Here is a 26,116-nt window from a genome sequence, read left to right as displayed (position 1 = left end):
GGCTCCACGGGTCACGCTCCGAAAAAGGCTACCAGCAGCTGCGAATTTCTGAATTGACGGGAAACTGCTGCTGCCTGAGCTAGCTTGATGCTGCAATGCTACATGCATCCGGTTCGAGCAGAATGAGTGAACGCCCCAGATCAGACCCGCCAGCCTCAGCGACCAGCCAGGTCACCATGCTGCTTGGGCTTGCTGGCTACTTTACCGCCTTGTTGCTGATGCGGGGCACTGGCACCGGGCGGGTTGAGGCCGGGATTATTGCGATGCTCGCCACCGCGCTGCCGATGATGGCGCATGAGATCCTGGTGCTGCGGGTATACCGCCACAAGGCAGCCGGGTTTGGTCCGCTGACTGCGCTGCGCTGGCAGCGCATCCACTGGCCGCGTGTGCTGGTGAAGCTGGTTGGCCTGTGCGGCACCCTCGCCGTGATCGCCGCGGCCTATTGGCTGTTTCCGGAGTACCACCGTTCTTTCTACGCGCCGTTCTGGGAGGCTTGCCGCATCTGCATGCCGGTGCTTCTGGTCCTGGCGGTTCCCTACTTCATCCTCACCGATCTCCGGATGCGCAGACCAGAAGACGGCTATTTTCACGCAGGCAACCTGCTCCTTGGCCGCCTCGCCCCAGCGAACAGGGCAGCTTTGCTGGACTACGGCCTCGGCTGGCTGATCAAGGGGTTCTTCCTGCCGCTGATGTTTGTCTATTTCAGCGGCAATGCCGCCTATCTGCTGAAGACGCCGCTGACCGCGGCAGTGGAGAGCTTTCCCGCCTTTGTCAGCTACACCGGCCGGCTGGCGGTGGGTGTCGACCTGGCCTTTGTCAGCATCGGCTATGTGCTGACCCTGCGGCTCACCAATTCGCACATCCGCTCCTGCAACCCGCTGTTCTGGGGCTGGGTGGTGACGCTGGCGATGTATGTGCCGTTCTTCTCGGTCATCGGCCGCAAGTATCTGGAGTATAATGACGGGCTCGGCTGGCTGGACATGTTCGGGACCGGCTGGGGGCTTTGGGTGGCCCTTTGGGGCGCCGCCATCGTCACGGCCAAGGTGCTGTGGGCCTGGGCCAACGCCTCCTTTGGCATCCGGTTTTCCAACCTCACCCACCGCGGCATCATCACCAACGGCCCCTACCGCTGGACCCGCCATCCGTCGTATCTGTTCAAGAACATATCCTGGTGGCTGCTGTCGGTGCCCTTTTTCACCACCGAAGGCACCGCCGAGGCACTGCGCCACTGCTTGCTGCTGCTAGGCATCAACGGGATTTATTTCCTGCGCGCCAAGGCGGAGGAAAAGCACCTGTCCGAGGACCCGACCTATGTCGCCTATGCGCTGTGGATCGAACAGCATGGTAAGCTGCGCTGGCTGGGGCGCCTGATGCCCATGCTGCGTTATTGCCCGCCCAAGGGTCTGGCAGCCGCACCGGCCCCTGTGCCGGAGGGCAGACAAACCTGACCGGATGCAGGCAGCGGTTATTTCAGCTGACTGTCCTTGGAGCCGCGCCGGTTGATGCCGCCGCGCGCCTGTTGCGCGCCATCGCGCTCCTGCTGGCAGTCGATGCAGAGCTTGACGCCGGGAATGGCCACGCGGCGCTTCTCCGGGATCGGCTCCTCGCATTCGGCGCAATGGGTCAGGCTTTCACCCACCGGGCGTTTCTGCGCCTTCATCCGCGCAAGCTCGTCATTGATCGAAGCTTCGATCTGTTCATTCACCGCGCCGTCCTGCGCCCAGCCGCCTGCCATGGCTCCTCCTCCTGTGCCAGAGGATGTGAATGTAGGTACGCACAGGCAGCCTGACCAGTCCCGCGCGGCGGCAATATCCGAGCAAATCTGTCAACTATTTGATTTTATTGCATTTTCCATTGACCGCCTGGCCAGCCGCCGGTACACAGGATGCAGAGATTGCAAGCAAGCCAGAATCACCAGGCCGCAAGCAGCCAGCGCACCAGCCATCCTCCGGGACAGCCAGACCGCCAGCGATGCCCGCCACCAGAGTGATTTCAGCCAGCCACGCGCCAGACTTGCAGCCAGCACTTCCGCCAGTCAGCCCCATCCAGCCTAAGCGCACCCAGCTCCGCAGCAGCCAGGCACGCGCCAGACAGGTTTCCTGTCAGCATCCGCCAGCCATTCAGGTCAGCCTGACTGACCCAATGTTTCGCGCGCGAAACATTGGGGAAACACTGCTGCCGTAAAGCCAGCGCAACCGCCAGCAGCCCGGGGCACGAAAAAAGGCGGTGCCGGAGCACCGCCTTTATACGCTTCTTCGGGACACAGCGGTCAGACGCTGGACAGCATGCCCTTTTCGCTTGCCAGCTCGCGCATCTTCTTCTGCAGCTTTTCAAACGCCCGCACCTCGATCTGGCGGATCCGTTCGCGGCTGACGTTATACTGCGAGCTCAAGTCCTCAAGCGTTACTGCCTGATCCATCAGGCGGCGCTGGGTCAGGATGTCCTTCTCGCGGTCGTTGAGCACATCCAGCGCTTCGGCCAGCAGCTCGCGCCGCGCCTCAAGCTCATCACGAGCCTCGTAATCGCCGGCCTGGTCGGCATCTTCATCCTCCAGCCAGTCCTGCCACTGCATGGTGCCCTCGCCCTCGCTGCCGACAGTGGCATTCAGCGAGGCATCGCCGCCGGACATGCGGCGGTTCATCGAGATCACCTCGTCCTCGGTCACGCCGAGATCGGTGGCGATTTTCTTGACATTCTCGGGGCGCAGATCCCCGTCTTCCAGCGCGCCGATGCGGGCCTTGGCCTTGCGCAGGTTGAAGAACAGTTTCTTTTGCGCCGAGGTGGTGCCCAGCTTCACCAGCGACCAGGAACGCAGGATGTATTCCTGGATCGAGGCGCGGATCCACCACATGGCATAAGTCGCCAGGCGGAAGCCCTTTTCCGGGTCAAAGCGTTTCACCGCCTGCATCAGGCCAACATTCGCCTCGGAGATCACTTCGGCCTGCGGCAGCCCATAGCCGCGGTAACCCATGGCGATCTTGGCCGCGAGCCGCAGATGGGAGGTCACCATCTTGTGGGCCGAAGCCGCATCCTGTTCCTCGACCCAGCGCTTCGCCAGCATGTATTCCTCTTCCGGTTCTAGCAGCGGAAATTTGCGGATTTCCTGGAGATACCGGTTCAGGCCGCCTTCGGGCGTCGGGGCAGGCAGGTTTGCATAATTCGCCATCTAAAGTGTCCCTCCCAAAATGTATAAGGACTTAACATTAGCGCATATGTGTTAGCGCTAAGCCCTTTTCAAGGACCGCTTGTGGAATTCTTCTATGTTAGCTCCGGCGTGGCGGTCTGTGAATTGCATCACAGGGAAGAACACAACTATTTGCTGGTAATTTACTGCCGCAAAGCCGCCAGCAAATCAGCCATATCCTGCGGCAGCGGCGCTTCGAATCTGAGCGGCTCACCGGTGACCGGATGCGCAAATCCCAGCACCGCAGCATGCAATGCCTGGCGCGGGAAGGCCTGCACCGCAGCCTGCGCCGCCGCGCTCAGCACCTTGGCAGGCAGCTTGCGGCGGCCGCCATAGGTGGGATCGCCCACCAGCCCGTGGCCGGCATGAGCCATATGCACCCGGATCTGGTGGGTGCGGCCGGTTTCCAGCCAGCACTCGATCAGCGCCGCGCAGGGGGGATTGCCGAAACTTTCGCAGATGCGGGCGCGGGTCACCGCGTGGCGCCCGCCCTGAAACAGAACGGCCTGGCGCTGCCGGTCGGTCTTGTGCCGGGCCAGCTGAGTGGTGAGCTTGAGGATATTGCCGGGCTCAAAGCTCGCGCCCTTGACGCCGCGCAGACGCGGGTCGTTGCCGTCCGGAACCCCGTAGCAGACCGCCTGATAGTAGCGTTCCACCGTGTGTTTCTCAAATTGCGCAGCCAGCCCCTGATGCGCGGCATCGGATTTGGCCACAACCAGCAGACCGCTGGTCTCCTTGTCGATGCGGTGGACGATACCAGGGCGCTTGACCCCGCCGACACCCGACAGGTTGCCGCCAAAGTGATGCAGCAGCGCGTTGACCAGTGTGCCCGAGGGCGAACCCGGCGCCGGATGCACCACCATGCCCGCGGGCTTGTTGATGACAATCAGATCGTCGTCCTCAAAAACGATCTCCAGCGGGATATCCTCGGGGCCAATATGGCTGTCTTCGGCTTCTTCCACCTCGATCGCAATCTGCGCGCCCTCGGCGATCTTCGCCTTGGGATCCCTCACCACGGCGCCGTCCACCGTCAGCGCCCCCTCCTCGATCAGCCGGGCCAGGCGGGTGCGCGACAGCGACGCCTCCTCTGGCACATCGCGCGAAACCGCTTTATCAAGCCGCTTAGGCGGGTTTTCCGCGATGACAAACTCAATCCGGCGGCTGCCCATGACTGATCCTTCCGAGACCGAAATCCAACAGGAACCGCCGCAGATCCGGTTCCTGCGGCGGCTGGTGACCACGCTGACCGTGGTGATGATTGGCGGGCTTGTAGTGATTATCTCGCTGCTTGTCATCCGCCTGCAGGCAAGTGACGCGCCGCTGCCTGCGGAAATTGCCCTGCCCGATGGCGCCGAGGCCGAGGCCGTGACTCTGGGCCGGGACTGGATTGCCGTTGTGAGCCACGACAACCGCATCCTGATTTTCGACCGGGAAACCGGTGAATTGCGCCAAGAGGTGCAGATCACCGACTAAGCCGGCCCGATCAGGACCGGAGCAGTACCTTGTTCGAGTCGATTGCCGCGGCGATTTGGGCGTATTGCGTCTGCCGCTCGCGCGCGGTTTCCGCGCTGCGCAGAAGGACTGTGGCAGCTTCCTCCAATATCCGGGTGGCCTCCAGGTTCACGGCGGCCTGTACAGAGGCGCGCACCGGCGTGAGCGGCCGGGCGGTGCGTTCTGCCGGGTCGGCGGCGCTGGACACGGTCACCCGGTTCCGCTCCGGATCGCGGTTCAGGCGGGCCAGTCGCTTGAGCCTGCCGGAGGTGTCCTTGAGCACGCTGCGCACTTCGTCGTAGTCGGTGTCTTCCGGGATGCCGTCTGCGGCGGCTTCAAGCCGTTCGGACAGACAATCGACCTGCAGAGCCGAATCGCCGGTGGCGCCGCAGAAGGCTTTGGCCGCAGCCAGGGTTGCCAGCAGTTCCGCCAGAAACGCCGCCGAGCCGAACTCTCCGCCCGGCACAACCACCGTGTAGACAAGCGGACCAGGGCTTTGCGCCAGGACGGGCGAGGCGGACAAGCCCAGGCAGGAAACCCCTGCTGTCAAACACTTGCAGATTGAATCGAACATCTCGTAACCCCAACTGTTGCATGAAACTGCCCGCCGGCGGCGGGCAGTCCGCGCAGCAGCGCTGCGCGGCTTCTTGCCGGAACGAATGGGCCGCGGCGCAGCAATGTTGCCCGGTGAACGGCCGTTAACTAATCTGAATTTGTCCCAATCATAAGGTTGTTTATACATGTATACCAGTATCTTGCGGGCGGCTTCGCTCATTATTCCGCTGGCCTTTGCCGGACAGGCGGCATTGGCCCAAGCGTCGGGCCCGGCCTTGGATGAGGCCAAGCGCCGCCTGGCCTGCGGTGCCGGTGTGCCCGTCTCCGCCAGCTATCTTCCGGACGGCTCGCTGCAGGTGACCTGCCAGGCCACAGGCGCCGAAACCGTGACCCAAGCTGATACCGGCCGCATGCCGGAGACCGGCCTGTCAGCCGGTGCCACCGCCGGGGTGGTCGCAGGTGCCCTGTTCCTGGTTGTGATCGCCGATGACGATGATGGCACCACCACTACGACGACAACAACCACCACAAGCACCGCCGATTGAGGCCGGGGCCGGCCGCTGGTTCAGGCAGCGGCCGGTCTGCATCCCCACGAGAGAAACAGCCCAGCCCCGGCAGAGGCTTCCGCACAGGCTCAGCAAGGCCCGCCCTGCGCTGCCGCAAACGTCACAGGCAAATGCGCAAACTATAGAACCGCCAAGCAAATGCGCCCGGCGCTTGCTGATTTCATATTCTACCAAGGGGAGATGGTACCGCCTCCCCGGCTTGAACGGGGGACCTCTGGATCCACAATCACAAAATGGTACGTTCCTTTGCTTTCCTGGACATTACACATCTCTCCAAAAAGCACGCAAACCCATCGCCTTAGCCGTTAGTCCGTGTTCCCGTAGCTTCCAACGGCTTCCCGGCCTTTTGGCTACACTGTGGCTACATGAGAAGACCATAGAGGGTTTAAGCATGCCTCAGATTTTATTGAACGCAAGCGTGATAGACGCGCTCCCAAACCCGGAAACCGGGCAGAGAATCTACTATGGCTCCAAGCTCCCTGGCTTTGGTGTTCGGATAACGAAATCCGCCAAAAGCTGCATTGCTGAGGCCCGCGCAAGTGGCCGCAAGCGGCGGGTTACGATCGCATCAGTCGGAGTACTGCCCCCAAGTTTCCATACATCAGGCTTCCGAGCGGAGGAGCTCGTTACCGCGTTTCCGACCTACAAGCAGTAATTGAATCTGGGCTAGTTGGTGGCGGGCGTGGCACCGCGTTCTGATGCCTTTGAGCGGCAACTCAGGCTTTGTCACCAGTGCCATTCAAGCAGGGGCCGCAGAACGTGCCATACGCCGCCAGACAGGACACGCTTCGGTAACAACGATGGAAAAGCATATCCGGTTGGCGAACCTGTTTGAAGATATTCCGGCAGACCTACTGTTCTGACGAGGCAGCGGCACCATGGGCGGGGAGCTGCCGTTCGCCGCGCAGCGTACGAACGGCAGCTTCGACTTCAGCTTGCGTCCTTGAACTCGGCGTATTCGCCGCGGACTTGGACTGTCACTGTCACGTCCGAGCTGTCGCGGTTGCGCCAGAACCAGCCGTGCTCGCCGTTGAATTCGGCGACGATCTCGCCCTCTGCGCCGGTCGAGCCGCGGCCCTTCTCATAGGTGACCGAGTTGCCGCCGCCATGGCCGTGCAGGTCGAAGTTGACCCGGCCGCCCTCAACGAGCATGCGGTATTCGGCCGTCTGGCCTTCTTCCATCACTAGTTTCCATTCGGCGGAGGCGCCCGGAGCCAGGGTGAAGCTGGTCTCGTCCCGCCACTCCTCGGCCGCCTCGGCGGCGGTGGAATCCTGCGCGTAGGCTGCGCCCACGAAGAGGCCCAGCATCTGGTCAAGCAGGCTGGACTGTTCGTCCACCTGCCGGTCAGCCTCGGCCTCCTCGGCGAGCTGGGTCTTGATCTCGCCCATCTCGGCCAGGCCGATGGCGCGGCCGATGCCGGTGGGGTCGATGCCGTATTCGGCAGGCAGCACCACGGTAACGAGGATCGCCACCGCCGAGACTCCGGCGATCACGGTCGAGCGGATGAGCTGCTTCGAGCTGGGCAGTTCGTCGAGGCTGGGTTTTTCTGCGTTGAACATCTGGATATCTCCTGTCGGTTCAGGCGGCCACGAAAAGGCCGGTGAGCTGGTAGCACACGAGGATGAAGCCCGCCGCCATCATGACGACATTGGCGGTGTAGGCTTGGGCGAAGAAGCGCGGGGAGCGCCGCCAGTAGCCCATGACGATGAGGATCACGGCCAGGGCCATAAGCTGGCCCAGCTCGACGCCGACGTTGAAGGCCAGGAGGTTGGCCAGAAGGCCCTCCGACGCGATGTCGTAGTCGAGGATCTTGGTTGCCAGGCCGGTGCCGTGGAAGAAGCCGAAGATCAGCGTCGCCAGCTTGGTATTGGGCTGGAATCCGAACCAGCGCTGGTAGGCGCCGAGGTTGTCCAGCGACTTGTAGACCACCGAGAGGCCAATGATGGCGTCGATGACATAGGCGTTGATCCCCCAGCCGAACCAGACGCCGAGCAGCATCGTGGTCGAATGCCCGATGGCGAAGAGGCTGACGTAGATGCCGACATCGCGCATCTTGTAGAGGAAGAAGACGACGCCGAGCAGGAACAGGATGTGGTCGTAGCCGGTCACCATGTGCTTGGCGCCGAGATACATGAAGGGGATGATGTTTACCCCCCAGATCTCCTGGATATAGCCGGCGTCGCCCTCAGTGACGTTGTGGGCTGCGGCCTGCGTTGCGCCGAGCGCAAGCAGGATAAAAGTTGTCAGGAACAGCGGCCTGCGCAAAGCGGCGAGGCGCGTGTCCCGGAAGACTGCGGTCATGTTGGTCTCCGAAAAGAATGTGTGGGATCTGTGTGGCGGCCGCTCGGGCGGCACCAGATCACACGCGCGGAGGCCGCTCGTGGCGGTAGACCGGGCCCGGACGCCATGACGGCCCGGCGGGAGAGCCCGCCGCTTGGGGGACATCCCACGCTTCGGCAAAGGAGCCGCGGACAAGAAGCGCCGGGCTGTGGTCATGATCGGCAACATCATGGCTGTGGCCGTGCAGAGCCCAGGCGAGGTCTTCCTCGAACCCGTGGCTATGGCCATGGGTCTCGATCATCTCTGCATGGTCCTGAATGGTGGCAAGCACATCCGGGATGTGGGAGGTGACCGGCTGGGAAGACCAGAACACTAGGCACAGGCAGAGGAGCGCGGCCAGGCCCCGCTGCATCCATTCCGACCATTTCCCGGCAATCCGTGCTTGCACCATGTCCCTGCTCGTGGCTCTCTAAACGCCATCTTGCTTTATCCCCCCTGGGAGGATAGCACCTTCTTATGATAGAACCACACCGGCATGCAAGCCACCCCAAGCTCTCCGCACGGCTGAAACGCGCCGAAGGGCATCTGCGCTCAGTCATCGGCATGATTGAAGACGGGCGCCCCTGTCTCGAAATCGCGCAGCAGCTTCAGGCGGTGGAAAAAGCCGTCCGCAACGCCAAGCAGGCGCTGATCCATGACCACATGGATCACTGCCTCGACGGGGAAAACTCCGAATCCGACCGGGCCGAACTCAAGGCCATCTCACGTTACCTTTGAGGCACTCATGCTGGACATCCTGTCTGACCGCACCTACCGGCACCTGTTCCTGGCCCAGGTTGTGGCACTTCTGGGAACGGGCCTTGCGACTGTTGCGCTTGGGTTGCTGGCCTACGATCTGGCGGGTGACAGTGCTGCGATGGTGCTGGGCACGGTCTTCACCATCAAGATGGTGGCTTATGTGGGGATCGCACCGATTGCGGGTGCCTTTGCGGACCGGGTAAACCGCCGCCGCCTCCTTGTCGTGCTGGACCTGGTGCGCGCTGCCGCGGCGCTGGCGCTGCCCTTCGTGACCGAGGTCTGGCAGGTCTACGTGCTGATCTTCCTGCTCCAGTCTGCCTCGGCGGCCTTTACGCCCACCTTCCAGGCCACGATTCCCGACGTGCTGCCCGACGAGGCGCACTATACCCGTGCGCTTTCACTTTCGCGCCTCGCCTACGATCTGGAAAACATCATTAGCCCGACATTGGCGGCGCTGCTGCTGGCACTGATGAGCTACAATACCCTGTTCCTGGGCACCGTGGCGGGCTTTGCCGCTTCCGCGCTCTTAGTGGTTTCAGTGATGCTGCCGAGCCCTCAGGCCGCCGAGCCGCGAGGGATCTACGACCGCACAACGCGCGGAATGCGCATTTACCTGGCAACCCCGCGGCTGCGCGGCCTGCTTGCGCTCAATCTTGCGGTCTCGGCAGCCGGAGCGATGGTGCTGGTGAACTCGGTCGTTCTGGTGCGCGGCCTGCTTGGCCTGCCGGAAAGCGCGCTGGCCTGGACGATGTTCGCATTCGGCACGGGCTCCATGGCGGCAGCGTTGCTGCTGCCAAGGCTTCTGGACCGGCTTCCCGACCGCCCCGTCATGCTCTCGGGTGCCTGCCTCATGATCCTCTCCTTGCTTGGGCTCGCCGGGGTCACCACCGCATCCGGTCTGCACTGGGGAGGACTGCTTTTCACATGGCTGCTTGTCGGCTTCGGCTATTCCGCGGTGCTGACCCCCTCTGGGCGGCTGCTGAAGCGTTCGGCGCACCCCGAGGACAGGCCCGCAGTGTTTGCTGCACAGTTCGCGCTGTCGCATGCCTGCTGGCTGGTCACCTATCCGCTGTCCGGCTGGCTGATGACACACTTCGGTGCCATCCCCGCGCTGGTTGCCTTGGCCGGGCTGGCGGGAATTGGGATCGTGGCCTGCCTGGTGCAGTGGCCCGGCGGAACGGCCGGGGAAATTGAGCACACCCACGACGATCTGCCGCCTGACCACCCGCATCTGCGGGAACACGGAGCGACCGGGCACAAGCACGAAGTCATCATTGACGATCTGCACCGCAGCTGGCCCATGCGTTCCTGAAATGCTTTCCATCGCTGGCCTGTTCACGGCGGCCCTGGTGGCCGCAACGCTCTTGCCTGCACAGTCAGAGGCTGTGCTTGCCGGAATGCTGATTGGCGGCAGCCACCCGGTATGGCTGCTCCTGGCGGTAGCAACGGCAGGAAATGTCCTGGGTTCAATCCTCAACTGGGTGGCCGGGCGGTATCTCATGCATTTCTCGGACCGCAGCTGGTTCCCGGTATCGCGTGCGCGGCTGGATCAAGCCTCGGCGTGGTATGGAAAAGGGGGCCGCTGGAGTCTTCTCGGGTCCTGGGTGCCAGTGATTGGAGATCCGTTGACGCTTGCGGCAGGTCTCCTGCGCGAACCGCTTTGGCGCTTCGTGCTTATCGTGACCATCGCAAAAGGCGGACGCTATCTTGTTGTTGCCGGCGTTGCATCCGCCGCCGTCTGACGCGGGTCAACTTGCAGTCAGACAGCTTGTGTGAACTGGACGCTTGCAACGAAGAGCAAGATCACCCCGGTCAAAAAAAGCGCGACACGGGATACCCTCGCAGCCACATTCCCGGCATAAGGTAGCGCATGCCCCAAGCCCGCCCGCAGGGCGGTGGCAAGGGCCGCGGTCAATGCCAGCACGAACGCCACGCCAATGAGCATCATGAATGCAAAGGCGATGCCTGCTTCGGTGACACCCCGGGCGCTTGCGAAGGTCATGACGAACAGCGTGAGCGGGCACGGGATCAAGCCTGCAAAGACACCGAAACAAATACCCTCCTGCTGAGAGTGGCGGTTGGCCTTTCCAATCGCGACAATGATCAGCCAAAACCCCACGGCCCCGAGCAGTCCGCGGCTGAGCGCATCGAGGACCGGGGCGCGTCCCACTTCGCCGACGGTCATTGAAACCACCGGCAAGGCGAGAAGCACAATCGCGACTGAGGTTGCAATATGCGTGGCTGAAAGCGAGACTGCCGTCAGCAAGCCGCGGGACAGCGGCGCGCCGCTTCCTGCGACGAAGGTTGCAAGCAGTGTTTTGGAATGGCCCGGCGTCAACGCATGCGCCGCGCCGAAAACGATGCTCCAGGGAAGAAGCGCTGCGAGAGACCCCCAATCGCCTGTTGCTGCGTAAACACGCAGCAACTGAGCGAGCTCAGCCGAGATTTCGCGCTGAACGGCGACAAGCGAAGCCCAAACCGAAAAGTAGAACCCGATGATCTCCGGCATTACCCGACCAGATAGCTGGACACACTCGCTTAGGCAAATAGGACAAACCCTCGTTCAAGCGCGATCCGCGCATGGTTCAATCAGGTTCAGAAAATGACGTTCAACTTTAACGTTCAAGAATGCCAAACACGTAAAATCCCACCCGGCTTGCTCCAAGCCAGGAGTTGAGGGGCGAGGCAATGTCCAGTTCGGCGGGCCGCATCGCGGCATAGCTCGGCCGGAAGCAAGTTCAGCTTAGGGCCGGTGGCGGCCGAGGACACCCAATGGCGAGAGTGGGGGATTCCGCACATTCGCCGCGCTAAGAAGCGGTGTCCAGCAATCACGTCAAACCGGATACAGCTCTTTAATTGTGCAAGCGAAACGGATGGCCAAGGCATTCTTCAAAGGCTCCATGCGAAGATGCCGTACGCGCCAGTGGCGATGTAGAAGCCTTGCATCGTCGTCCAGCCCCACATGCGTTTGCGAATGGCAAGGGTGAATAGCAGCAAGGCTGCCAAGAGGAAGAACACGAACGACAGGACCTCATAGCCTGTGTTGGAGGCTATGAGCAGGGAATAGGCGATGGAGAGAAGCGCGCCGCCCCATTCCAAGGATTTGTTTGCATCTGGTGCCATGTTTCAAACCGTTTTCTGACTTTTCCTGACTGTAGTTTCGCTGTACTAAATGACGCAAATGAATGATTGTCATGAAACAATCGATATCCTGAATGGCTTGAAGGCATGGCTGAGAGACTGGAAATAGATGGTCTGCGTGCGCTTCTGGCGATCGCAACCCATGGCGGCGTCACCCGGGCGGCAGAGCATCTTGCACTGTCGCAGCCTGCGGTCAGCCACAAGATCAAGCGGCTGGAAAGGGCGCTGGATTGCGACCTTCTCGCGCGTCGTGCAGGCGGGCCGCTCTTCACCGAAGCAGGGGAACGGTTGCTGGACTATGCGCGGCGCATGATGGATCTGCATGACGAGGCGCTTGCCGCCCTGGGCAAGAAACCCCTGGCGGGAACGATCCGGCTTGGCATGACCGAAGACACGACCGGTGGTGACGTGGCCCGCATTCTGGGCCGCTTTACCCGGCTGCATCCGGAAACCCGGGTGCGCACGCGGATCAGCCAGAGCCTGACACTGAACGACTGGCTGGCCGAGGGCGAGATCGACATCGCCGTCATGCAGATTTTCCGGCGCGATGTGAGGCCGGGCGACTTGATCCTGTACGAAGACCAGTTGCACTGGATCAAATCCCACGATCTGCGGCTGGACCCGTCCGCGCCGGTTCCCTTCCTCGCCTTTGACAGCAATTGCTTTTACAAACACTGGGCGAATGCCGAAGGCGCGCAGGCCGGGCACCGGTTCGAAGCAGTGCTCGAATGCCCCAGTGCGGCAGGCATCCTGTCTTCGGTGCGCTCCGGTCTGGGCGTTGCGCTCTTAAACGGATTGCACCTGTCGTCTGATCTGGACGTGGTCGAGGGCATCTTCCCCGAACCGCCTGCAATTGCCTACGTCGTCCGCACCCGCCCTAAAACCAGGAACGACGCCGTCCGGGCGCTTGTTCAGGAAATCTCCCGCGAGGTCACGAATGCAATTCCCCTACGCGTTGCTTGACGAGCAGGTTCTCGCTGTCATCGAAGAGCAGGCTGCGCAGATCCTCAGCGAAACCGGCATAGAGCTTCAGGGAGATCCCGGCAGCGTGGAGGCCATGGCCTCGATCGGCGCTCGGATCGAAGGTGAACGGGTGCGCGTGGATGCCAGTCTGCTGCGCGAACTGATCCGGCAGGCGCCTGCCTCCTTCGTCTGGCAGGGAAAGACCGAGGCCGCCTCGGTCACGGTCGGGGGAGCGCGCCCCGTGCTTGTCCCCTTCTACGGGCCGCCCAACGTGCGGCGCGCGGATGGAAGCATCCGCATGGGCTCGCTGGAGGATTACCGCGAGCTTGTGCGCCTGTGCGATGCCTCACCGGCACTGAACAGCACCGGCTTTCAACTGTGCATTGCCCATGACGGAGCTGAGCTGGTGCCCTACAAGGAACTGGCGCGCGCGCATCTGGAGCTGTCGGACAAGCCGATGATGGGCACCGTCCTGTCCGAGGAAGCGCTGCGCGAGGTTGCCGCTGCGGCTGGTGTCACGGATGCGCAGGCAGGCTGCCGGCTGCTTCACCTGATCAACCTAACCCCTCCGCTGGTCTTTCAGCCCAATCCGTTGCGCTGTCTGCGGGCCTCCTCGGAATTGGGCCAGGCCAGCCTGGTCGCCTCCTACATGATGATGGGGGCTACGGCACCTGTCACCGTTGCGGGCGCCCTGGCACAGGGGCTGGCAGAAATCATGGCAGGATTGGCTTTGGCCCAAATTTACCGGCCCGGCACCCCGGTTTTGGGTGGCATCTTTGCAACCCCGTTTTCGATGCAATTCATGGGGCCAGTCTTCGGAACACCGGAATCGCGCCTAGCCCAGCTGGCCGGCTGTCAGTTGGTGCGGCGTCTCGGGGTCCCGTGTCGCGGGGATGGCCTGATCACCTCCTCCAAGATCAATGACGCCCAGGCTGGATACGAAGGTGCCAGCGCCCTGGGCGCGTCGTTAGCCGGCGGCGCGGACTTGATTTTGCACGCCGCGGGCTGGCTGGAGTTCGGGCGGACCGTGGGAACTGAGAAGTTCAAATCTGATGAGGCGATCCTGAATGTTCAGCTCTTGAAGCTGCAAAGCTGTCATTCGTTTGGGCAATTCTGAGTGACGGATATGGGCCGTCTTAAACGTTTGGCAGGGCACTGTTTGGATCAAATTTTGTTTTTGGAAAGTGTGCGATCCGATTGGTTCAGAAACGATGCTCCCTGTTTGCCAGGCTGCTGGATGGTCAACTCTCAAAGTTGGAACTTTAGCTTTGAGACTGCTGGGTGAGCGGTTTATCTGGGGACTTGTGCCCTAATGACCAAGAGACGACTGAGACCTAAGTCTTTGCGAACCTCAGGCATGCAAATATTTGAATGATTCGCCGCAGCTAGAGCAACTCGCGGAAACGAGCTGAGTGTTTGCGCAGCTGCCTAAAGTGTCCGGATTATAAATGTCACAACGATGGCGGATCATCGATGGCTACACATTGGCTACGCGACGCAATAGGCTGCTGTGCAGGGAATTTCTGGAAGCGGTAAATACTTACTTTAAATGAGATTTATGGTACCGCCTCCCCGACTTGAACGGGGGACCTCTGGATCCACAATCCAGCGCTCTAACCAACTGAGCTAAGGCGGCACTGAGGGGGCATTTATAGCACGTCCCAGAGGCACGCAAGAGGTTTTTTTGCCTTTCCGCCGCAGAAATCCCAGGCATCGCGGTTACAGGTTCAGCGGGCCGGACCAACGGCAGGCGCGGCCGCGGAGTTATCCACAAGCGCTTGCTATTACAAGCGAATCCAATTCTGCCTGGAACCGCATTGGTTAAGCGCCCGAGGTCTCAAAAGTCAGCTTCCAGGTCTGTTCCACCAGATCTTGGCCATAGCTGTGGACCGGGCGGCTGCCGCGCAGCTGCCAGCCGAAGGCGCGGTACAAGGCGCAGGCGGTGCGGTGGCTTTCATGGGTTTTCAGCATCATGCCGCGGTAGCCTGCGGCGCGGGCAAACGCCATGCATTCCCGCAACAGCCGCTTGCCCAGCCCCTTGCCGCGCGCTTTGGGCGTCAGCAGGAACAGCCGCAGCTGCGCGGTCTGCTCGTCCTTCCTCATGCAAAAGACTGTGCCCAGCCGCTCGCCGCGGCTTTCCGCCATCCAGCCCCGTTCGCAGCCCGGGTCATGGCCCGCGCAGAAACTGTGCAGAATGTCGGCAACCAGCGGCCCGAAAGTTTCATCAAAGCCGGCCTCGCGGGCGTAGAGATCCTGGTGGCGGGCTACCAGCCATTGCATGTCGGTCGGGGCGAATCGGCGCAGGGTCACATCCGTCATGGACCGAGTGTAGCGCAAACCCGGCTTGCCTTTCAGCGTGCGGCGGGCTAGCACCGGCTGCAATCCGCTGACCGGCTTAGGAGCGCAAGATGAGTATCAATACCGAACGCGACATCGAGGCAAACCTGCAAATCGGCCCCACAGATCAGGGCATGGTGCGGATCTTCATCGAGGCGGGCGGCACCGAGATCCCGATGGACTTTGATCCGGAAGAGGCCGAGGAAATTGCCGACGAGATCCGCGCGGCTGCCCAGGCGGCGCGCAGCATCAAGTGATCCTGCCTGCCTGACCCATTGTGCGCCCCTCCTGGCTGGCGCGCAGGCTCTTGTCCCGGCCCTGTAATCCGGACGGTTGGCCCGTCCCGCATCCCGGCGCGCTTGGGATTGCCGGACCGGGTGCTTCCTGACGCTATCCGCAGCGCGCTTGCAAAGCGTGCTGCCGGGCCCAAGGCCGCCAAGGGGTTCCGGCGCAGCCGGGGCACCTGCAGGCGCGGGAGCGCCCCCTTTCGCAGTCACACGCCCGGCTCTTCGCCCCCTGCCCCGCCCAGCAGCAGCCCGTCCTTGCCAGGGTCCGGATCGCGCAGGAATTGCAGGCGGCGGGCGGCGTCCATGGCGAATTTCTGCACCAGCTTCTTGCGGCGCGCCGGCGCCACCTTATCCTCCGGCGCCATTCGGATGATCTCCGCATCATAGGGATCGGCTATGATCAGGCCGGAGCCATCCGGCAGCAGATCGGTTGGAAACTCCATGTCCACCGCCCAGAAATAGCGGTCGCACCACTCCAGATAGCCTTCCCACTTGCCATCCCCCTGGAAATCGGCGCGGCTGGATTTGCACTCAACAACCCAAAGCTCCCCCTTGGGACCCAGCGCCATCACGTCCACCCGCAAGCCGCGGGCGGGGACGAATTCCTCCAGCGGGGCGAAGCCAAGCGAGCGCAAATAGCGCGACACCCCGCGGGCCAGTCTTTGTCCGGGCTGCAGATCTTCAATCATGGACGCGAATGTGAACAATTAGAGAACAAATTGCAATCCCGCGGTTTTGCCCGGAAATGGCGAAGCCGCGCCGCGCTCCCCCTTGTAACGAAGGACCGGGCAGCTTACTTACGCCCTTGGCGGGTTCTGCCCTTCTCGTGACAGGCAGCATTCCGGTGGCCTTAAGCAATTCCGAGGGAGCTGGCTCTGTTCGGATCCTGGTCCGTTTACCTGGCGCCCACCTGTATATACAGGTCCTCGGGAATCAAAGCCGCACGGTTGATTGGTGGTCCCGCCGCTTCCACCACCCTCTCTGCAAAAGAAAACCGCGCCTTCCGGAGGGGAAAGCGCGGGCAGAACGCCTGTGCGTCGGTTTGCTTAGCGGCGCGTGCGCAGCTGTTGCTGGCGCTGGGACGGCTTTTCAGCGGGCACTTTCACCGGCTGGAAGTCAAGCGCCACCGGAGTGCCGCGGCGGGGGCCGCTGTCTTTCTCAGCCATCGCCATCACGGCCCAGGCAAACTGCACGCCGGCAAAGACGATGCCATGCATGAACCAGAGCAGGAACACCGCCAGAACTCCTGCATCCGAGGCGGTGACCAGCGACCAGAGGTTCATTACATTGAACCACAGAAGCATTGCCACAAAGGCCGCGGCGATTGCAAAGCCGATCACAACATTGCGGATATACATCTTCACCAGTTCAGGCATCTGAGTCCTCCAGAATTGCAAAGTGAGGTTATCAGCCTTTGCGGCGCCGTCCAGCGGTTCCGGAGGAGATGAGCGGAATTTGTCGCACCCCTTGCGCGGCGCCTGCCCCTAACGCAAAAAAGCGCGCCCATCGGCGCGCTTCTTTTCTTTTCAGTTCGCTGACCGGCAGCCTCAGAACGCTTCGGGTTTGGCCTCACGCGCCATGTGGTCGAGCACGGCATTGACGAACTTCGGCTCCTTGCCTTCGGGAAAGAAGGCGCGGGCGATGTCGACAAATTCGTTGATCACCACCTTGGGCGGAGTATCGGACTGGGTCAGCTCGGCGCCTGCGGCGCGGAACAGCGCCCGCAGGGTCGGGTCGATGCGGGCAATCGGCCATTTCGCCACCAGGGCGCGGTCGGTCATCTGGTCGATCCGCGCCTGATGGTTCACCGCTTCGCGCACCAGATTGCGGAAGACTTTGGTATCGCCCTCCGCCATTTCGTCACCTTCATAGACAGCACCAAACCGGTGATCCTCGAACTCGACGATCACCTTGTCGAAGGTGAGGCCGCTGTGTTCCATCTGGAACAGCGCCTGCACGGCGTAAAGCCGCGCTGCCGATCTCATCTGATTCTTGCCGTTGCCCTTGGGGCGGCTGTCCTGGGTGCTCATGCGCTGGTGGATCCGTTGTCTGTACCGGCGACCTGATACGCCCCTGCGGGTGCCTTGAAGCCGATGCCTTTGGTCTGGGCGCCCCACTTACGCGTGAGCGCGATCAGATGCAAGGCCGCAGCCGCAGCGCCGCCGCCTTTGTTCTGATCGGCGGTATCGGCGCGCACCTCGGCTTGCTTGCGGTTTTCCACGGTCAGGATGCCGTTGCCGATGCACAGGCCCTGCAGGCCCATCAGCTGGATCGCGCGGCTGGAGTCGTTGCAGACCGTCTCGTAATGGGTGGTCTCGCCGCGGATCACGCAGCCCAGCGCCACATAGCCGTCGAAGTTCGAGCTGCGGTCGGCAATCGCAATCGCAGTCGGCACTTCCAGGGCGCCGGGCACTTCCACGATTTCAAAGGTGCCGCCCGCGGCTTCGATCTCGGCCGCTGCGCCGGCGACCAGATTGTCAGCGATATCCTTGTAGTAAGGCGCGACAACAATCAGCAGCTTCACCGGCTTGTCGAACTCGGCGCGCGGCAGGGTGTAGTGGGTTTCATGTCCAGCCATATCAAGCGTCCTTCAGAATGGGGCGGCTGCCGGTGATGGACAGGCCATAGGCGTCCAGCCCGACGTATTTGGTCGAGGGCGAGTCGGTCAGCAGGACCAGCTCATGCAGGCCCAGGCTCGACAGGATCTGGGCGCCGATGCCGGTCTGCTTGATGGTCACCGTGCGCGGGCCCTCGTCCTCATTAGCGTACAAAGCATTGCGCGGCTGGCGGAACAGGGTCACCACGCCACGGCCCTCTTCGGCGATGATCTCCATCGCGCGGGGCAGCTGGCGGGCGGACTTGGGGCCCAGCCCCAGGATGTCGGTCGCCTCATGCAGCGCGTGGGTGCGCACCAGCACCGGCTCCGGCGTGGTGATGTCGCCCTTGATCATCACCACGTGCTCAATGCCGTGAGTCTGGTCGGTGAACAGGCGCATCTCCCACTCGCCGCCGATTTCGGAGGTCACGGTCTCGCGCGAGGTTTCCACCACCAGGTTGTCGTTGCGGGCGCGGTAGGTGATCAGGTCGGAGATGGTGCCGATTTTCAGCCCGTGCTTTTGCGCGTAATCCACCAGGTCGGGCAGACGCGCCATGGTGCCGTCTTCCTTCATGATCTCGCAGATCACGGAGGACGGGTAGTGGCCTGCCAGGCGGGCGACGTCGCAGCCGGCCTCGGTGTGGCCTGCGCGGACCAGCACCCCGCCCCGGCGTGCGCGCAGCGGAAAGACATGGCCTGGTGTGGCGATGTCGGCTGCGGTCTTGTCCGGGTCGATGGCGGTGGCCACGGTCAGGGCGCGGTCCGCGGCGGAGATGCCGGTGGACACGCCCTCGCGCGCTTCAATGGAGACCGTAAAGGCGGTTTCGTGGCGCGAGGAGTTGTGCAGCGCCATCATCGGCAGGCCCAGTTCCTCAATCCGCTCGGCCGGCATCGTCAGGCAGATCAGCCCGCGGCCGTGGGTGGCCATGAAGTTGATCGCGGCGGCATCGGCGTGCTGGGCCGGGATCACCAGGTCGCCTTCGTTCTCGCGGTCCTCGTGGTCGACCAGGATGAACATACGGCCCTGGCGGGCCTCTTCGATGATCTCTTCAATCGGGCTGATGGCATCGCGCAGTTGCGCCTCAACCGGCCCCGGTGTTTCAAAGCTCATATGGCAGCCTTTCGATGTGCGTGGGCAGCACGCCTGGCACTGCGGGTTCTTTCCCAGCCAGATAGCCCAGGCCGGCGGCAAATGCCAGTCCCGCAAACGGCAACAAGGGGTCTGGACGCGCCCTGTGCATCTGTGCACAAGTTGTTTTGGATCCAATCTCTGGATCAAGCATCAATGGGTTGGGAGGACCAGACATGCGCGCATCCCGCATATTGCAGGCGGTCGAGGCTCATGCAGAGGGCGAGCCGGGCCGGGTGATCACCGGCGGCATGCCCCTGCTGCGGGGCAATTCGGTGTTTGAGAAGATGCAGGACATGGCGGCGAACCATGACGATATCCGCCTGCAGATGCTGCGCGAGCCGCGGGGCAATCCGGGCCTGTGCGGCAATGCCATCGTGCCGCCCTGCCACCCGGAGGCCGATGCGGGTTTCATCATCTTCGAGCAGACCGAATACCCGCCGATGTCCGGCTCCAACACCATTTGCGTGGTGACGGTTCTGCTGGAGACCGGCATCGTGCCGATGATGGAGCCGGTGACGGAGCTGGTGCTGGAGGCGCCGGCCGGTTTGATCCGGGTGCGGGCCGAGTGCCGGGAGGGCAAGGTAACGCGGGTGGCGTTCCGGAACGTGCCCGCCTTTGCAGTGCATCTGGATGCGCAGGTGGAGGTGGCGGGGCTCGGCACCGTTACCGTGGATGTGGCCTGGGGCGGCATGTTCTTTGTGCTGGCCGAGGCTGATCGGCTGGGCGTTTCGCTGGATGCGGACCACGGCGCGGAGATCGTGCGCGTATCCGAGGCGATCCGCCACGCTGCCGCCGAGCAGTTGCCGGTGGTGCATCCGGACAATCCTGAGATCACCGGCCCGACCATCACAAACCTCTGGGGCGCGCCGGTTGCCGAAGGAACCCACGGCCGCGGTGCGATCACCATTTCGACCGGCCCCTTCAACCCGGAGCGCCCGCAGGACGCCAGCGGCATCCTCGACCGCTCGCCCTGCGGCACCGGCACCTGCGCTAAGATGGCGGTGCTGCACGCGCGCGGGCTGCTGGGCGTCGGGCAGGACTATGTGAATGCCGGGCCGCTGGGCACCACCTTCACCGGGCGGATTGCCGAAGAGACACAGGTGGGGCCATACAAGGCAATTGTCCCGACCCTGTCCGGCCAGGGCTGGATCTATGGCCTCTCCAGCTACACGCTGGATCCCAGCGACCCGTTCCCAGAAGGCTACACCGTCGGCGACATGTGGTGATGCGCGCCGCGGCAGCGGCGCGCCCGGCCCAACTCTTTTGACGGCATCTGTGATGCAGGCAGAAGGGGCGGGAGCGCTTCTTCGAGAGGGGGTTGAGGGGCGCTGCCCCTCGGCCTGGCGGCCTCACCCCGGAGTATTTCGGGAAAGATGAAAGGGCCGGCGCGCTTATCCGGCTTCCTGCAGGCGCGCGACGTAGCGGGCCAGGGTGTCGATTTCCAGGTTGATGCGGTCACCGGTCTTCACATCGCCCCAGGTGGTGACGTCCTTGGTGTGCGGGATGAAGTTGATGCCGAAGTCGCAGCCATCCACATCGTTCACCGTCAGCGAAGTGCCGTTCAGCGCTACTGACCCCTTGGGGGCGATGAAGCGCGCCAGCGCCTCCGGTGCACGCAGGGTGACGCGGGTGCTGTCGCCCTCGTCCGTCATGGCCACCACTTCGGCGACGCCGTCCACATGGCCGGACACAATATGGCCGCCCAGCTCGTCGCCCACTTTCAACGCGCGCTCCAGGTTCACCCGCTTGCCTACGGCCCAGGCGCCGAGATTGGTCTTGGAGACAGTTTCCGCCGAGACCTGCACGTCGTACCAGTCATCGCCCAGCGCTATCACGGTCAGGCAGACACCATCGGACGCGATTGAAGCGCCGATGTCGATGGTGGCCGTGTCATAGGCTGTGCGGATCCGCGCGCGCAGGTCGCCCTGCTGCTCCAGTTCGGCGATGGTGCCTACGTCAGTGATAATGCCTGTGAACATGGGTACGCTCCCCGCCGGTGCAATGTTTATCCTGCGGCAGAGGTAGCCAAGCCGCGCGGTCTTCACAAGCCCCGGCTTGCGTTCCCCCCTGCTGAGGCCATAGTTTCGCCGCACTCAAATGTTAGCCGGTCCTTATTCTTGTATTTCGAGTTTTGCACCCCGTGATGCCCAACCATCCTGCGACACACCGAAGCTTCCTGTTCCTGCAGGGCCCGCACGGGCCGTTTTTTGCCGCGCTTGGCAAGATGCTGCGGGCTGCAGGCTGCGAGGTGGCGCGGGTGGGGTTCAATGCCGGCGACCAGGCGTTCTGGCGCGGCAGGGACAGCTACATTCCTTTCACCGGCAGCCAGCAGGAATGGCCGGAGGTGCTGGCCGGGCTGCTGGACAGCCGGTCCGTCACCGACATTGTGCTCTATGGCGACACCCGCCCCATTCACGCAGCAGCAGTGGCGGCGGCACGGCAGCGCGGCCTCACCGTGCATGTGTTCGAAGAAGGCTATCTGCGCCCCTATTGGGTGACCTACGAGCGCGGCGGCGCCAATGGCCATTCCCGGCTGATGGACATGACGGTCCCCGAGATGCAGGAAGCGCTGGCGCTGTCGGACATGGAGGCGCCGCTGCCGCCTGCGCACTGGGGCGACATGCGCCAGCATGTCTTCTATGGTGCGCTGTACCACTGGTTCGTCATGTTCTGGAACCGCAGGTACCGCAATTTCCGCCCGCACCGGTCGCTGCCGGTGACCAAGGAATTCCAGCTCTATCTCAAACGCCTGCTGCTGATGCCTACCCAGGCGCTGGAGCGGCGGCTGGCGGAGCTGCGCATCCGCAACGGCGGTTTTCCCTACCATCTGGCACTGCTGCAGCTGGAACATGACAGCTCGTTCCAGATGCACTCCCCGTTCAGCAGCATGCGGGATTTCCTGGAGGAAGTGATCGGCGGCTTCGCCGCAGGCGCCCCGCGCCACCACCACCTAGTGATCAAGGCGCATCCGCTGGAAGATGGCCGCGCCCAGGTGCGCCGCACGCTGCGGCGGCTGGCGCGGGAGCATGGCATCGCCGGCCGGGTCCATTATGTGCGCGGCGGCAAGCTGGCGCAGCTCTTGAACGAGGCGCGCACCGCGGTGACCGTCAACTCTACCGCCGGCCAGCAGGTGCTGTGGCGCGGCATCCCGCTGCGGGTGTTCGGACGCGCGGTTTATGGCAAGCCGGAGTTTGTCTCGCAGCAACCGCTGGCAGAATTCTTTGCCGCCGCCTGCCGCCCCGACAGCCGCGCCTACAAGGATTACCGCCGCTTTTTGCTGGAAACGTCGCAGGTGCCCGGCGGGTTTTATTCCCGCGAGGGGCGCCGCCAGCTGCTGCGCCAGGTGGCCGATATGATGCTGGCGGACGAAGACCCCTATGACGCGCTGCGCCTGGGCACAGCGGCACCGCGGCAACAGTTGCGCCTGGTGACCTGACGCAGAATTGCCCAAAGACTGGATTTTTCCCTGCTGCCCGGTTAGGTTGCCGGTAAAACTTGAGGCAAACAATAATTGGTCGAGGAGACCGAGCAGTGAAATCCGTTCCCCTTCGCTGGGCGCGTCCGGTGGCCATGCTGGCGGCCTTGACGCTGGCGGCCTCTTGCGGCCTGCCCAAAGTCGGCCCCAACAAGCGCCAGATCTTCGCCGGGTCCGTGCAGCGGGAAGGCGATGCCTTTATCGTCTCCGTCAACGACCGGGTCGCCCGCGCCACCGCCGTGGTGCCTGCCCTTGGCTTTTCCTCCGGCTTCACCTCCGCGGGCAGGCTGACCTCCGACACCATCCGCCCCGGCGATGTGCTGGGTCTCACCGTCTGGGAAAACGTCGATGACGGGCTGCTGGCGGCAGAAGCCACCAACTCCACCGTGCTCGAAGAGGTGCAGGTGGACAGCGCGGGCTATATCTTTGTGCCTTACGCAGGCCGTCTGCGCGCCTCCGGCAACACGCCGGACCAGCTGCGCGAGACCATCACCCGGAAGCTGGAAGACCAGACTCCTGACCCGCAGGTGCAGGTGCGCCGCCTGGCCGGTGATGGCGCCACCGTCAGCCTGACCGGCTCTGTCGGTGCTCAGGGCGTCTACCCGATCGAACGCCCGACCCGGACCCTGTCCGCCATGCTGGCCCAGGCCGGCGGGGTGACAATCCAGCCGGAGATCGCCCAGGTCACCGTGATCCGCGGCCAGGAGAAGGGCAAGATCTGGTTCCAGGACCTGTTCGACAATCCGCAGCTGGATGTCGCCCTGCGCGGCGGCGACCGAATCCTGGTTGAGGAAGACACCCGCTCCTTCACCGCCCTTGGTGCAACCTCCGCCCAGGCGCGGGTGCCGTTTGAAAGCCAGGACTTGTCAGCGCTGGAAGCGATTGCCCAGGTCGGCGGGCTGATCTCCAACGCCTCGGACCCCACTGGCGTGTTCGTGCTGCGCAACGAGCCGTCCGAGATCGCCAACCAGGTGCTGGGCCGCGATGACCTGATCGGTGCCCAGCGCATGGTTTATGTGCTGGACCTGACCCAGCCGAATGGGCTTTTTGTCGCCCGCGACTTCGTGATCCGCGACGATGACACGCTTTATGTCACCGAAGCGCCCTACACGCAGTGGACCAAGACCATCTCGGTCCTGTTGACCCCGGTGGGCTCGCTGTCGAGCGTCTCCACTGCGCTGGATGGCTAAACCTCCATGCGCCTGAACACAGGCCAGCAAAAAGCCGGGAGCGACGCGTCCCGGCTTTTTGTTTTCAACGGCGGTTTTCTGACCCAGCGGCGGGTACGGCGGATTTTGCAGCTGTCCGGGTATGATATCCGGCTGGGCCTGCCGCGGCCGGAGGATCTGATCGGTATCTGGGGTGCCTCCCCCACGGCGCACCGGGGCCTTGCAGTCGCCGAGCGCCGCGGCTGCGGGCTGCTGCGGGTGGAGGACGCCTTTCTGCGCTCAATCCACCCCGGCCGCGCGGGGGAGCCGCCGGCGGGGCTGCTGCTGGACCGGGCAGGAGTGCACTTCGATGCCGGCGTGCCGTCGGACTTGGAGCAGCTCCTGGCCAGCCACCCGCTGGATGATGCCCATCTGATGCGCCGGGCGCGTGATGCGGTTGCCCGTCTCAAAGCCGCACACCTCAGCAAGTACAACGCCTTTGACCCCGAAAACCCGGTGCCGGAACCCGGCTATGTGCTGGTGGCGGATCAGGCGCGGGATGATGCCTCGGTCAAAGCCTCGCGTGCGGACCGGGCCCGGTTCCTTGAAATGCTGGCCTTTGCCCAGGAGGAGCACCCCGGCGCGCGGGTGCTGATCAAGACCCACCCGGAGACGCTGCGCGGCTACCGGGCGGGCTATTTCGATGCCGGGGATGCGCAGGGCCGGGTCGAGTTGTTTACCGGCAGCGTCTCTCCCTGGGCGCTGCTGGAAGGGGCTGTAGGGGTCTATACGGTCTCCTCCCAGCTGGGATTCGAGGCAATCCTGGCAGGCCACAAGCCGCGGGTCTTTGGCCAGCCGTTTTATGCGGGATGGGGGCTGAGCATAGACGACGCGCCGCCCGCACGGCGGCAGCGGCAGCTGACACGGGCGCAGCTGTTTGCTGCTGCAATGATCCTTTATCCGAAATGGTACGACCCGTTCCGGGATGAGCTGTGCCCGCTGGAGACGGTGCTGGACAATCTGGAGGCGCGTGTCCGCGCCTGGCGGCAGGACCGTAAGGGCTGGGCCGCCTGCGGTATGAGGATGTGGAAACGCAAACCGCTGCAAAAGTTCTTTGGCGTGGAAAAGAAGGTACTGTTCACCGGGGACGCGGCCAAGGCGCAGGCCAGCGGCCGGAACTGGATGGTCTGGGCCGGAAAGGCCACAGACGCGCACAGTGGCGCGGTGCGCGTCGAGGACGGCTTCTTGCGCTCGCGCGGGCTGGGCGCCGAATTGGTGCCGCCCCTGTCACTGGTGACCGACCGGGGTGGGATATACTACGATCCGCGCACCCCCTCTGACTTGGACGCGCTGATTGCCCGCCGGGTGGAAATGACCCAGGCGGAGGAGCTGCGGGCTGATCGCCTGGTACAGTCGCTGATCCGCGACGGCGTGTCGAAGTACAACCTTGGCGGCGCCGCCCCTGCCCTGCCTGAGGGCCGCCGGATCCTGGTGCCGGGCCAGGTGGAGGATGACGCCTCGATCCTGTGCGGCGGCGGGCAGGTGCGGACCAACCTGGAGCTGCTGCGCGCCGCGCGCGAGGCCAACCCCGAAGCCGTCATCATCTACAAGCCGCACCCGGATGTGGAGGCCGGGCTGCGCAAAGGCGGGGTGGACGCAAAAGGCCTTGCGGACGTTGTTGCTGCGCAGGCCGACCCCATGGCCCTGCTAGGCCAAGTGCAGGAGGTCTGGACTATGACTTCCCTCCTGGGTTTCGAGGCGCTGCTGCGCGGGGTGAAGGTCACGACGCTGGGGACACCGTTTTATGCTGGCTGGGGGCTAACCACGGACCTGGCCCCGGTGCCGTCCTGGCGCCAGGCGCAGGTGCCGCTCTTGGGTCTCGCCCATGCGGCGCTGATCGACTATCCGCGCTATTTCGACCCGGTGACCGGCCAGCCCTGCCCGCCGGAAGTGGCAGTGTTGCGCCTGCGCCAAGGGCGCCTGCCGCACCCGGGCCTCGGCAACCGCCTTCTGTCCAAGCTGCAGGGGCTGTTTACAACGTACACCCGCCTCTGGCGCTGACCGTAGCACCGATCCGCGCGGGTGAAGCTCCCGCGCCCGCGGGACGCCCTGGCTGGCGCCAGCGCGTCCTTGGCGGCCTTGGGCGTGGCCCGGCGCAAGGC

Annotated in this window: 29 protein-coding genes and 1 tRNA gene; 13 read left to right on the top strand and 17 right to left on the bottom strand. The window is 63.5% G+C overall.

Features of this window, described 5'->3' with window-relative positions:
• Positions 1-122 precede the first annotated feature (122 nt).
• A complete protein-coding gene (locus AC4HIX_RS11215) occupies positions 123-1,448 on the top strand; it encodes a methyltransferase family protein (protein ID WP_490399049.1) in 1,326 nt (441 codons plus the stop codon).
• A gap of 17 nt (positions 1,449-1,465) precedes the next feature.
• On the opposite strand, the gene AC4HIX_RS11210 is transcribed toward AC4HIX_RS11215, so the two are convergent.
• The 3 genes from AC4HIX_RS11210 to AC4HIX_RS11200 form a co-directional block, all read right to left on the bottom strand.
• The gene (locus AC4HIX_RS11210; protein WP_475046618.1) at positions 1,466-1,735 is read right to left on the bottom strand and encodes a DksA/TraR family C4-type zinc finger protein; all 270 of its coding nucleotides are present in this window, start codon (positions 1,733-1,735) and stop codon (positions 1,466-1,468) included.
• A 534-nt stretch (positions 1,736-2,269) separates the two neighbouring features.
• Positions 2,270-3,166, bottom strand: a complete 897-nt coding sequence (gene rpoH, locus AC4HIX_RS11205) for an RNA polymerase sigma factor RpoH (protein ID WP_475046619.1) — start codon at positions 3,164-3,166, stop codon at positions 2,270-2,272.
• A 161-nt stretch (positions 3,167-3,327) separates the two neighbouring features.
• Positions 3,328-4,353, bottom strand: a complete 1,026-nt coding sequence (locus AC4HIX_RS11200; RefSeq protein WP_490399048.1) for an RluA family pseudouridine synthase — start codon at positions 4,351-4,353, stop codon at positions 3,328-3,330.
• Here AC4HIX_RS11200 and AC4HIX_RS11195 point away from each other — a divergent pair.
• A complete protein-coding gene (locus AC4HIX_RS11195; protein WP_490399047.1) occupies positions 4,352-4,657 on the top strand; it encodes a DUF6476 family protein in 306 nt (101 codons plus the stop codon). The two genes, AC4HIX_RS11200 and AC4HIX_RS11195, sit on opposite strands and share 2 nt — an antisense overlap.
• Before the next feature lie 10 nt (positions 4,658-4,667).
• Here AC4HIX_RS11195 and AC4HIX_RS11190 read toward each other — a convergent pair whose 3' ends face one another.
• Complete coding sequence (locus AC4HIX_RS11190; RefSeq protein WP_490399046.1) at positions 4,668-5,249, bottom strand: hypothetical protein; 582 nt, start codon at positions 5,247-5,249, stop codon at positions 4,668-4,670.
• A 166-nt stretch (positions 5,250-5,415) separates the two neighbouring features.
• On the opposite strand from AC4HIX_RS11190, the gene AC4HIX_RS11185 reads away from it, so the two are divergent.
• Positions 5,416-5,775: a hypothetical protein gene (locus tag AC4HIX_RS11185; RefSeq protein ID WP_475046626.1), complete on the top strand. Its 360-nt coding sequence runs from the start codon at positions 5,416-5,418 to the stop codon at positions 5,773-5,775.
• A gap of 951 nt (positions 5,776-6,726) precedes the next feature.
• Here AC4HIX_RS11185 and AC4HIX_RS11180 read toward each other — a convergent pair.
• From AC4HIX_RS11180 to AC4HIX_RS11170, 3 genes are read right to left on the bottom strand one after another with little or no spacing between them, the layout of a single operon-like run.
• On the bottom strand, positions 6,727-7,356 hold the full coding sequence (locus AC4HIX_RS11180; RefSeq protein WP_490399045.1) for a transmembrane anchor protein: 630 nt from the start codon (positions 7,354-7,356) through the stop codon (positions 6,727-6,729).
• A 19-nt stretch (positions 7,357-7,375) separates the two neighbouring features.
• Complete coding sequence (locus tag AC4HIX_RS11175) at positions 7,376-8,098, bottom strand: HupE/UreJ family protein (protein WP_490399044.1); 723 nt, start codon at positions 8,096-8,098, stop codon at positions 7,376-7,378.
• Between the two features lie 58 nt (positions 8,099-8,156).
• Positions 8,157-8,528 carry a hypothetical protein gene (locus AC4HIX_RS11170; RefSeq protein WP_490399043.1) on the bottom strand — a complete coding sequence of 124 codons (372 nt, stop codon included), beginning with the start codon at positions 8,526-8,528 and terminating at the stop codon, positions 8,157-8,159.
• 65 nt (positions 8,529-8,593) lie between these two features.
• Between AC4HIX_RS11170 and AC4HIX_RS11165 the strand changes: the two genes are divergently transcribed.
• The 3 genes from AC4HIX_RS11165 to AC4HIX_RS11155 are packed head-to-tail and all read left to right on the top strand — an operon-like array spanning position 8,594 to position 10,617.
• The gene (locus AC4HIX_RS11165) at positions 8,594-8,854 is read left to right on the top strand and encodes a metal-sensing transcriptional repressor (protein WP_490399042.1); all 261 of its coding nucleotides are present in this window, start codon (positions 8,594-8,596) and stop codon (positions 8,852-8,854) included.
• Positions 8,855-8,861: 7 nt separating this feature from the next.
• Positions 8,862-10,187 (top strand): MFS transporter, encoded by a 1,326-nt coding sequence (locus AC4HIX_RS11160; protein WP_490399041.1) that lies wholly within the window; start codon positions 8,862-8,864, stop codon positions 10,185-10,187.
• A 1-nt stretch (position 10,188) separates the two neighbouring features.
• Complete coding sequence (locus AC4HIX_RS11155) at positions 10,189-10,617, top strand: YqaA family protein (RefSeq protein WP_490399040.1); 429 nt, start codon at positions 10,189-10,191, stop codon at positions 10,615-10,617.
• A 17-nt stretch (positions 10,618-10,634) separates the two neighbouring features.
• Here AC4HIX_RS11155 and AC4HIX_RS11150 read toward each other — a convergent pair whose 3' ends face one another.
• Positions 10,635-11,384 (bottom strand): hypothetical protein, encoded by a 750-nt coding sequence (locus AC4HIX_RS11150; RefSeq protein ID WP_490399039.1) that lies wholly within the window; start codon positions 11,382-11,384, stop codon positions 10,635-10,637.
• A gap of 380 nt (positions 11,385-11,764) precedes the next feature.
• Entirely contained in the window at positions 11,765-11,998 is a 234-nt protein-coding gene (locus AC4HIX_RS11145; protein WP_490399038.1) for a hypothetical protein, read from the bottom strand.
• A 105-nt stretch (positions 11,999-12,103) separates the two neighbouring features.
• Here AC4HIX_RS11145 and AC4HIX_RS11140 point away from each other — a divergent pair, with 105 nt between their 5' ends.
• Together AC4HIX_RS11140 and AC4HIX_RS11135 are read left to right on the top strand one after the other, a co-directional pair.
• Complete coding sequence (locus AC4HIX_RS11140) at positions 12,104-12,979, top strand: LysR family transcriptional regulator (protein ID WP_490399037.1); 876 nt, start codon at positions 12,104-12,106, stop codon at positions 12,977-12,979.
• Positions 12,954-14,096: a trimethylamine methyltransferase family protein gene (locus tag AC4HIX_RS11135; RefSeq protein ID WP_490399036.1), complete on the top strand. Its 1,143-nt coding sequence runs from the start codon at positions 12,954-12,956 to the stop codon at positions 14,094-14,096. The genes AC4HIX_RS11140 and AC4HIX_RS11135 overlap by 26 nt, the downstream gene beginning before the upstream one ends.
• Before the next feature lie 442 nt (positions 14,097-14,538).
• On the opposite strand, the gene AC4HIX_RS11130 is transcribed toward AC4HIX_RS11135, so the two are convergent.
• A tRNA-His gene (locus AC4HIX_RS11130) sits at positions 14,539-14,615 on the bottom strand.
• Positions 14,616-14,800: 185 nt separating this feature from the next.
• Entirely contained in the window at positions 14,801-15,352 is a 552-nt protein-coding gene (locus AC4HIX_RS11125) for a GNAT family N-acetyltransferase (RefSeq protein ID WP_490399035.1), read from the bottom strand.
• A 35-nt stretch (positions 15,353-15,387) separates the two neighbouring features.
• On the opposite strand from AC4HIX_RS11125, the gene AC4HIX_RS11120 reads away from it, so the two are divergent.
• Positions 15,388-15,573 (top strand): DUF6324 family protein, encoded by a 186-nt coding sequence (locus AC4HIX_RS11120; RefSeq protein ID WP_421054530.1) that lies wholly within the window; start codon positions 15,388-15,390, stop codon positions 15,571-15,573.
• 236 nt (positions 15,574-15,809) lie between these two features.
• Here AC4HIX_RS11120 and AC4HIX_RS11115 read toward each other — a convergent pair whose 3' ends face one another.
• The 5 genes from AC4HIX_RS11115 to ribB all read right to left on the bottom strand — a co-directional run bounded on the left by AC4HIX_RS11115 (position 15,810) and on the right by ribB (position 19,310).
• Positions 15,810-16,292 carry an MmcB family DNA repair protein gene (locus tag AC4HIX_RS11115; protein ID WP_490399034.1) on the bottom strand — a complete coding sequence of 161 codons (483 nt, stop codon included), beginning with the start codon at positions 16,290-16,292 and terminating at the stop codon, positions 15,810-15,812.
• A gap of 357 nt (positions 16,293-16,649) precedes the next feature.
• Entirely contained in the window at positions 16,650-16,979 is a 330-nt protein-coding gene (locus tag AC4HIX_RS11110) for a hypothetical protein (RefSeq protein ID WP_490399033.1), read from the bottom strand.
• Between the two features lie 171 nt (positions 16,980-17,150).
• Positions 17,151-17,633: a transcription antitermination factor NusB gene (gene nusB / locus AC4HIX_RS11105; protein WP_475046631.1), complete on the bottom strand. Its 483-nt coding sequence runs from the start codon at positions 17,631-17,633 to the stop codon at positions 17,151-17,153.
• Complete coding sequence (locus AC4HIX_RS11100) at positions 17,630-18,181, bottom strand: 6,7-dimethyl-8-ribityllumazine synthase (protein ID WP_475046633.1); 552 nt, start codon at positions 18,179-18,181, stop codon at positions 17,630-17,632. Before AC4HIX_RS11100 ends, nusB begins: the two co-directional genes overlap by 4 nt.
• A 1-nt stretch (position 18,182) precedes the next feature.
• Positions 18,183-19,310, bottom strand: a complete 1,128-nt coding sequence (ribB, locus tag AC4HIX_RS11095; RefSeq protein ID WP_490399032.1) for a 3,4-dihydroxy-2-butanone-4-phosphate synthase — start codon at positions 19,308-19,310, stop codon at positions 18,183-18,185.
• Positions 19,311-19,504: 194 nt separating this feature from the next.
• Between ribB and AC4HIX_RS11090 the strand changes: the two genes are divergently transcribed.
• Entirely contained in the window at positions 19,505-20,557 is a 1,053-nt protein-coding gene (locus AC4HIX_RS11090) for a proline racemase family protein (protein ID WP_490399031.1), read from the top strand.
• Positions 20,558-20,722: 165 nt separating this feature from the next.
• Here the strand turns inward: AC4HIX_RS11090 and AC4HIX_RS11085 are convergent, their stop codons facing one another.
• Positions 20,723-21,310, bottom strand: a complete 588-nt coding sequence (locus AC4HIX_RS11085; protein WP_490399030.1) for a riboflavin synthase — start codon at positions 21,308-21,310, stop codon at positions 20,723-20,725.
• 164 nt (positions 21,311-21,474) lie between these two features.
• On the opposite strand from AC4HIX_RS11085, the gene AC4HIX_RS11080 reads away from it, so the two are divergent.
• From AC4HIX_RS11080 to AC4HIX_RS11070, 3 genes are all read left to right on the top strand, one after another.
• Positions 21,475-22,767: a capsule polysaccharide biogenesis protein gene (locus tag AC4HIX_RS11080; RefSeq protein ID WP_490399029.1), complete on the top strand. Its 1,293-nt coding sequence runs from the start codon at positions 21,475-21,477 to the stop codon at positions 22,765-22,767.
• Positions 22,768-22,862: 95 nt separating this feature from the next.
• On the top strand, positions 22,863-23,996 hold the full coding sequence (locus AC4HIX_RS11075) for a polysaccharide biosynthesis/export family protein (RefSeq protein WP_490399028.1): 1,134 nt from the start codon (positions 22,863-22,865) through the stop codon (positions 23,994-23,996).
• Between the two features lie 6 nt (positions 23,997-24,002).
• A complete protein-coding gene (locus AC4HIX_RS11070) occupies positions 24,003-26,015 on the top strand; it encodes a capsule polysaccharide biogenesis protein (protein WP_490399027.1) in 2,013 nt (670 codons plus the stop codon).
• Positions 26,016-26,116 lie beyond the last annotated feature (101 nt).

The sequence above is a fragment of the Leisingera sp. genome (genome assembly GCF_982940295.1).
This window is presented reverse-complemented; position numbering and strand designations above follow the sequence as displayed.

Coding starts and splice junctions, on each gene's coding strand:
- AC4HIX_RS11180 (WP_490399045.1), bottom strand. CDS start 7,356: ATGTTCAACGCAGAAAAACCCAGCCTCGACGAACTGCCCAGCTCGAAG.
- AC4HIX_RS11190 (WP_490399046.1), bottom strand. CDS start 5,249: ATGTTCGATTCAATCTGCAAGTGTTTGACAGCAGGGGTTTCCTGCCTG.
- rpoH (WP_475046619.1), bottom strand. CDS start 3,166: ATGGCGAATTATGCAAACCTGCCTGCCCCGACGCCCGAAGGCGGCCTG.
- AC4HIX_RS11145 (WP_490399038.1), bottom strand. CDS start 11,998: ATGGCACCAGATGCAAACAAATCCTTGGAATGGGGCGGCGCGCTTCTC.
- AC4HIX_RS11195 (WP_490399047.1), top strand. CDS start 4,352: ATGACTGATCCTTCCGAGACCGAAATCCAACAGGAACCGCCGCAGATC.
- AC4HIX_RS11155 (WP_490399040.1), top strand. CDS start 10,189: ATGCTTTCCATCGCTGGCCTGTTCACGGCGGCCCTGGTGGCCGCAACG.
- AC4HIX_RS11100 (WP_475046633.1), bottom strand. CDS start 18,181: ATGGCTGGACATGAAACCCACTACACCCTGCCGCGCGCCGAGTTCGAC.
- AC4HIX_RS11110 (WP_490399033.1), bottom strand. CDS start 16,979: ATGCCTGAACTGGTGAAGATGTATATCCGCAATGTTGTGATCGGCTTT.
- AC4HIX_RS11165 (WP_490399042.1), top strand. CDS start 8,594: ATGATAGAACCACACCGGCATGCAAGCCACCCCAAGCTCTCCGCACGG.
- AC4HIX_RS11070 (WP_490399027.1), top strand. CDS start 24,003: ATGCGCCTGAACACAGGCCAGCAAAAAGCCGGGAGCGACGCGTCCCGG.
- AC4HIX_RS11140 (WP_490399037.1), top strand. CDS start 12,104: ATGGCTGAGAGACTGGAAATAGATGGTCTGCGTGCGCTTCTGGCGATC.
- AC4HIX_RS11200 (WP_490399048.1), bottom strand. CDS start 4,353: ATGGGCAGCCGCCGGATTGAGTTTGTCATCGCGGAAAACCCGCCTAAG.
- AC4HIX_RS11120 (WP_421054530.1), top strand. CDS start 15,388: ATGAGTATCAATACCGAACGCGACATCGAGGCAAACCTGCAAATCGGC.
- nusB (WP_475046631.1), bottom strand. CDS start 17,633: ATGAGCACCCAGGACAGCCGCCCCAAGGGCAACGGCAAGAATCAGATG.
- AC4HIX_RS11160 (WP_490399041.1), top strand. CDS start 8,862: ATGCTGGACATCCTGTCTGACCGCACCTACCGGCACCTGTTCCTGGCC.
- AC4HIX_RS11080 (WP_490399029.1), top strand. CDS start 21,475: ATGCCCAACCATCCTGCGACACACCGAAGCTTCCTGTTCCTGCAGGGC.
- AC4HIX_RS11135 (WP_490399036.1), top strand. CDS start 12,954: ATGCAATTCCCCTACGCGTTGCTTGACGAGCAGGTTCTCGCTGTCATC.
- AC4HIX_RS11185 (WP_475046626.1), top strand. CDS start 5,416: ATGTATACCAGTATCTTGCGGGCGGCTTCGCTCATTATTCCGCTGGCC.
- AC4HIX_RS11085 (WP_490399030.1), bottom strand. CDS start 21,310: ATGTTCACAGGCATTATCACTGACGTAGGCACCATCGCCGAACTGGAG.
- ribB (WP_490399032.1), bottom strand. CDS start 19,310: ATGAGCTTTGAAACACCGGGGCCGGTTGAGGCGCAACTGCGCGATGCC.
- AC4HIX_RS11115 (WP_490399034.1), bottom strand. CDS start 16,292: ATGATTGAAGATCTGCAGCCCGGACAAAGACTGGCCCGCGGGGTGTCG.
- AC4HIX_RS11215 (WP_490399049.1), top strand. CDS start 123: ATGAGTGAACGCCCCAGATCAGACCCGCCAGCCTCAGCGACCAGCCAG.
- AC4HIX_RS11150 (WP_490399039.1), bottom strand. CDS start 11,384: ATGCCGGAGATCATCGGGTTCTACTTTTCGGTTTGGGCTTCGCTTGTC.
- AC4HIX_RS11175 (WP_490399044.1), bottom strand. CDS start 8,098: ATGACCGCAGTCTTCCGGGACACGCGCCTCGCCGCTTTGCGCAGGCCG.
- AC4HIX_RS11170 (WP_490399043.1), bottom strand. CDS start 8,528: ATGGTGCAAGCACGGATTGCCGGGAAATGGTCGGAATGGATGCAGCGG.
- AC4HIX_RS11090 (WP_490399031.1), top strand. CDS start 19,505: ATGCGCGCATCCCGCATATTGCAGGCGGTCGAGGCTCATGCAGAGGGC.
- AC4HIX_RS11210 (WP_475046618.1), bottom strand. CDS start 1,735: ATGGCAGGCGGCTGGGCGCAGGACGGCGCGGTGAATGAACAGATCGAA.